The 5,286-nt window shown below is 71.5% G+C and carries 5 protein-coding genes; 2 read left to right on the top strand and 3 right to left on the bottom strand.

Annotation, left to right across the window (positions count from 1 at the left end):
- Positions 1-1,014: 1,014 nt before the first annotated feature.
- A complete protein-coding gene (locus G6R25_RS21010; protein ID WP_235949316.1) occupies positions 1,015-1,668 on the top strand; it encodes an NUDIX domain-containing protein in 654 nt (217 codons plus the stop codon).
- A 111-nt stretch (positions 1,669-1,779) separates the two neighbouring features.
- On the opposite strand, the gene mtnC is transcribed toward G6R25_RS21010, so the two are convergent.
- On the bottom strand, positions 1,780-2,490 hold the full coding sequence (gene mtnC / locus G6R25_RS21005) for an acireductone synthase (protein ID WP_163554294.1): 711 nt from the start codon (positions 2,488-2,490) through the stop codon (positions 1,780-1,782).
- The gene (locus G6R25_RS21000) at positions 2,487-3,107 is read right to left on the bottom strand and encodes a 1,2-dihydroxy-3-keto-5-methylthiopentene dioxygenase (RefSeq protein WP_163554293.1); all 621 of its coding nucleotides are present in this window, start codon (positions 3,105-3,107) and stop codon (positions 2,487-2,489) included. Before G6R25_RS21000 ends, mtnC begins: the two co-directional genes overlap by 4 nt.
- A gap of 96 nt (positions 3,108-3,203) precedes the next feature.
- On the opposite strand from G6R25_RS21000, the gene mtnA reads away from it, so the two are divergent.
- On the top strand, positions 3,204-4,265 hold the full coding sequence (gene mtnA, locus G6R25_RS20995; protein ID WP_235949312.1) for an S-methyl-5-thioribose-1-phosphate isomerase: 1,062 nt from the start codon (positions 3,204-3,206) through the stop codon (positions 4,263-4,265).
- Here mtnA and G6R25_RS20990 read toward each other — a convergent pair.
- Complete coding sequence (locus G6R25_RS20990; RefSeq protein ID WP_163554292.1) at positions 4,249-4,989, bottom strand: class II aldolase/adducin family protein; 741 nt, start codon at positions 4,987-4,989, stop codon at positions 4,249-4,251. The two genes, mtnA and G6R25_RS20990, sit on opposite strands and share 17 nt — an antisense overlap.
- Positions 4,990-5,286 lie beyond the last annotated feature (297 nt).

Here is a 5,286-nt window from a genome sequence, read left to right as displayed (position 1 = left end):
GCGCCAGCGCAGTCGTGCCAGCGCCGCAGCGCCGATCGGCCCCGGACCCTCGCGCGCCCTGCGGGGCAAAGGTGAAGCCGTTGGTCCACCATTCGCATAAGCCGGTCACCACTGGTGCACGAATGGATCGCCATGGTGGCTTTCGGGGATCGTTTTGGCCCCGTGGTCGCTCAGGCGGGCGGATCAGGCGCGGCGGCCGGTCCGATGATTTGCGCTCGAGTGATCTCACTAAATCGCTCGACATGTGTATGAACCGGTGCGGATCATCGAGGATGACGGGAATCACATCGCCCCGGCGGTGGGCGGTGGATGTGCGGGGCCGGTCGGCATCCGTGGTCGGCTCGTCCTGAGGTGGGAGTGGCTCTCCGTGGTGGTCGTAGGGTCGTCGTTGCGTCGGTCGATCGCCGGTGCAAGCGCGGCGGCCGGGCCGGTCGGACCCGGGTGCCGCCACGTCCCGGACTGAGGAGTGCATCCGTATCTGCGGATTGATGCCGTCAAAAGTTCCGCGTCTGCGTCAGCATTGATCAATATCACCCGCTGGTGAGGTGCGTCGCCTTCCATATCGGAGCGGCGCGGGGCGTCTCCGGCAGAGTCCGCCGTTCATCGTGGGCCGGTCGGAACGCGGGATTTTTCCGTATCGTCGCGAGTGCCCGCCTTAGTGGGCGCACCAGCTCGCCCCGAATGCTCGGGACGCCGCAAGATGTCAACGAAATGAACGCGCGATCTCGTGGATTATGCTCGCCTGGAAGTTCATGCTTCCGGCGCGTGGACTTCCCCAAGGTCACCGCGAATCACTGGCGAGGTCGGCCATTTCGTGGTCGGGTATCGGTGATGCGGCTGCGCAGGCGGTCCGCTTCGTGGCTGCCGGCCTGATCGTCAGTCCTGTGCCAGATGAGGACGGACATGAATGAAGATCGCGAGAGTTCTAGGATGACGGACGGAAGCGGACCTCATAACGGAGTGCATGTCGTCGGACGCGAACAGCGTTCGCCGGAGGGGGCGGCGGACTATCCGGTGAACGGTGGAGTGCCCACCGTGACCCGCTCGGTCTCCGGTGGCGAGATCCCGCCCATGGCGAAGCCCTATGTAGCCGCCGGCGCCCTTTTCTTCGATGACGACGACCGGGTCCTGCTCGTCGAACCGTCCTACAAACCCGGGTGGGACATTCCGGGCGGCTTTGTCGAGCCCGGTGAATCTCCGTACTCCGCGTGCGTGCGCGAGGTGGAGGAGGAACTCGGCATCACCCCGCCGATCGGCGAGCTCCTCGCGGTCGACTGGGCCCCGCGTCCCAAGGACGGCTGGCTGGAGGGGGAGATGCTGCTGTTCGTCTTCGACGGCGGACTGCTGTCCGCCTCCTGGCGCGAGCGCATCCGGCTCGACATGGACGAGCTCGTCAATTTCGCCTTCGTGCCGGTGGACGAGGTCGACCGGCTGCTCCCGCCGTTGCACGCCCGCCGCGTCGCCGCGGCCGCCCGCCTGCGGCGCACCCCGCGCCAGGCCGGTTACCTGGAGTACGGCGAGCAGATTCCCGTTCAGTCGGCGGCCTATGGGGTAGCTGGGCGCGGCGCGGCGCGTCGCCCGCCCGGCCCGGCGCCCGAATCCGACCTCGCCGACTGGCCGTCCGATCTCGGCGCGTTGTCCGCCAATGCCCGGGAGAGCCGCGGTTGAACCGGCCGCGGGTTGAACCGACGCCGAGCGGATCGCGGCTGGGTCGGCCAGCGGCTCGGGTACATCACGGGCCGGCTGGGGGGCGGCGGCCGAGGCGATTCCGGACGCCACTCAGGCCACGTCGATGGCCATCTCGGCGAACGACGTGACGCAACGGTGGCCGCCGGCGTCGCGGTGCAGCTCACCGGGGCGCAAGACGGCGACGGTCGCGAACCCGGCGGCCGCCGCGGCGTCGAGTTCGGCGGACACGTCGGACACGAACACCGCGCGCTGTGGCGCCACGGCAAGGTCCGCGGCGATCCGGCGGTAGGCGGCCGGGTCGCGTTTGGGTCCGGCGCTGTCAATGTCGAAGTATCCGTCGAACAGGCTGGTCAGATCGCCTGCCGGGGTCGCGGCGAACCAGGCCCGCTGGGCCCGGGTGGAACCCGAGGAGAACACCGCCAGCCGGACTCCCGCTCGGTGCCAGCGCCGCAAGGCAGGGGCGACGTCGTCGAAGAGCTGGCTGGTAAGTTCCCCGGCGGCAAAACCCGCCGCCCAGATCAGGCCCTGCAGCGCCTTCAGCGGTGCCGCCTTGCGGTCATCGTCGCTCCACTGCGTCAACGTGGCCACGACCCGCTCCACCGGCGCGTCGACATCGCCGAGCAGCGACCGAGCCTCGTCGACGATCCGGCGGATCTCGGGGTCGTCGCCGTGCTCGCGGACCCACGGCCCGAGTCTCGCCCGGGCGTACGGGAACAGGGTGCCCAGCACCGCGTCGGTGGCACTTGTCGTTCCCTCGATGTCGAGCAGGGCGAGCTCGGCGGTCAGGCGCGGCGGGCTCATGAGGCCGCAACAGGCCTCTGCGTGGCCGGCTGGGCGTTGGCGGCGGCCCGGCGGGCGAGGTCGTCGAAGTCCGGAATGCGGGTGGCGATGTCGCTGCCGGTGAAGGCGCCGACCCAGCCGTCCGGCGCCCGGAAGAACCGGACCGCGGCGAAATCCGGATCGACGCCCATGTCGAACCAGTGGGTCGTCCCCTTCGGCACGCTGATCAGATCGCCGGCCTCACACCGCACCGCCTGCACCCGGCTGCCGACGTGCAGGTAGAACACGCCGCTGCCGGCTGCAACGAATCGAATCTCGTCGTCGGCGTGGGTGTGCTCGGCGAGAAAGCGCTCCCGCGCGGCGGCCGCCACCTCGCGCCAGTTCTCTGCCGTAGTCGGGTGCAGGGCGGCGACGTTGACGAGGACGAATCCCTCCGCAGCGGTCAGTTCGTCAATCCTCGAGCGGTAGGCGGTGAGGATTTCCTCGGTTCCGGCGCCGGCCGGCAGGTCGGATGCGAGCGGCCACCGCTCAAAACGCACGGCTATTTCGGCCAATACCGCCCTGATGCGCGCGAGATCGGTAGTTTCCTCGAGGAGGCGCGGCCGGGCTTCGGCCGCCCACGTCGTGAGATACGTCATCGTCTGTCAATGTTCCGTCGGGCCGGGGTGCGGGTCAAGGGCGATGCCCGGTGCCGCCGGGCGGGTGCACCCCGGTCGTTTCCCGGTGCGCGGCCCGTGGGTATCGGTTACCGTCCGATCATGGTGGATGTCGGCGGGCCCGAGCTGCGGCCGTTGGTCTGGACGGGCTCCTCACTGCGCCTGCTCGACCAGACCGCGTTGCCCGAGGCGCTGGTCCACCTGGAGGTGGACGACCCGGACGAGCTGGTCGCCGCGATCCGCCGGCTCGCCGTGCGCGGGGCGCCCGCGCTAGGGGTCGCCGGGGCCTTCGGCGTCGCGCTCGCGCTGCGCAGCGCCGAGCGCGAGGGCTGGGAGACCGCGCGGCTCGACGCGGCGCTGCACCGGCTGCGGGCCGCCCGCCCGACCGCGCTGGCGCTCGCCGCCGGCGTCGACGCGGCCGCCCGGCGGATTCCCGCCGGCATGCCGGCGGTGCTGGCGGTGGCCGAGCGGCTCGCCGTCGAGGACGAGACCGCTAACCGGGCGATCGGCCGGCACGGCGCCGACGGCGTGCTCGCCCGAACGACCCGGCGCCCCCTGCGGGTGTTGACGCACTGCAACACCGGCTCGCTCGCGACCGCCGGGTGGGGGACCGCGCTCGGCGTCATCCGCGAGCTGCACGCCCGCGGCGCGGTCGAGGTCGTCCACGTCGACGAGACGCGGCCGCTGCTGCAGAGCAGCCGGTTGACCGCCTGGGAGCTCGCCCGCGCCGGCATCGACTGCCGAGTCCAGGCCGACAGCGCCGCCGCGGGCGCGATCCTGCGCGGTCTCGTCGACGTCGCGCTGGTCGGCGCAGACCGGATCGCCGCCAACGGGGACGTCGCGAACAAGGTCGGCACGGTCGGGATCGCGCTGGCCTGCGCCTACGCGGACATCCCGTTCGTCGTCGCCGCCTCCCGCTCGACGATCGACCCGGGCACCCCGTCGGGGGCGGACATCCCGATTGAGGAGCGCGATGGCGCCGAAGTGCTCTCGCTTGCCGGCCGGGCGACCGCGCCGCCGGGCGTCCGCGGCTTCAATCCCGCGTTCGACGTCACCCCCGCCCATCTGGTCAGCCTCCTCGTCACCGAGGACGGCACCGAGCCGGGCGGCCCGATCTCCACCGTCACCTCGGCCAGCTGACCGTCTGTTCGGCGGTTCGCACGGCCCACTCGCACAGCCACTCCACCGCCTCGGCCCGGTGCCGCACGGCGAGCAGGTCGGCGCCCCAGACGTACATCCCGTGCCGGGCGATGAGGGCCGCGGGCGTCGCCGGTTCCCACGCCGCGCTCACCCGCTCGGCGAGCACGGCCATGTCCTGACTGTTCGTAACGACCGGCAGCCGGACCGGATCCCCTTCGGCGGCGCGCCCGAGTGCCTTGAGCATCTCGTGGTCACGCAGGGTCAACCCGTCCGGGAACCGGTCGGCGGCCAGCACCGAGGCGACCGTGCGCAGGTGGACGACCGCCGCAGCCCCGGTCAGCCCGATCAGCCGGGCGTGTAGGACGGCCTCCGCGGACGGCTGCCGCGGACGATCGCCCGTCCGTGACCCGCCCGCCGACGCCGACGGCGTCGCCGCCAGCCCGGTCGCCGCCAGCCCGGTCGGCGTCCGTCCCGTCGGTACCCCGGCTCCGTCCAGCTCGACGACGTCGGCCGCGGTGAGGGCGCCCTTGTCCAGGCCGCTCGCGGTGACGAGGATCCGCACGGGATCCGTCCCGACGACCACCGAGAGGTTGCCGGAGGTCGCCCGCATCCAGCCGAGCCGCGCGTAGCGTGCCGCCTCCTCGGCGAGTTCCGCGCCCGGTTCGAGCCCGCTGCCGTCGTCGCTGCTGCTGTCATCGCCGTGCGCCGCTGGTGCCGTGGCCATGGGGCGAGTATGGGCGCGCGCCGGGAGATCCGGCCGGTCTGCCGACGGGTCAGCACATGATCATCTAGCAGGGTTGGAAACCCTTTGGGGGCATCCATGTTCTTGGAGTAACTACTGATCTTTAATTCACCGGGTCGGACTGGAGTGGATTCCACCCGGTCCCGGTCCCGCGGAACACCTTGATCGTCGGGTGGAGGTGGGATGCGGCCGGGTCGGGGGCGGTTCCGCGGAATCTGCATGACCGTGTCACGTGGCCGCGGCCATGGTGGTGATCGCGGAGTGTGACGGCGGCGGTGA

Origin of the sequence: Candidatus Frankia alpina (genome assembly GCF_902806485.1) — a bacterium.
In the GTDB taxonomy this organism is placed as follows: domain Bacteria; phylum Actinomycetota; class Actinomycetes; order Frankiales; family Frankiaceae; genus Frankia; species Frankia alpina.
Note: the sequence above shows the minus strand (reverse complement) of the source record. Positions and strands in the feature narration are given on the sequence as shown.

What these genes read in the sequence shown, in the direction of transcription:
- G6R25_RS20990 (WP_163554292.1), bottom strand. Translation starts at nt 4,989, where the DNA reads ATGGCCACGGCACCAGCGGCGCACGGCGATGACAGCAGCAGCGACGAC.
- G6R25_RS21000 (WP_163554293.1), bottom strand. Translation starts at nt 3,107, where the DNA reads ATGACGTATCTCACGACGTGGGCGGCCGAAGCCCGGCCGCGCCTCCTC.
- mtnC (WP_163554294.1), bottom strand. Translation starts at nt 2,490, where the DNA reads ATGAGCCCGCCGCGCCTGACCGCCGAGCTCGCCCTGCTCGACATCGAG.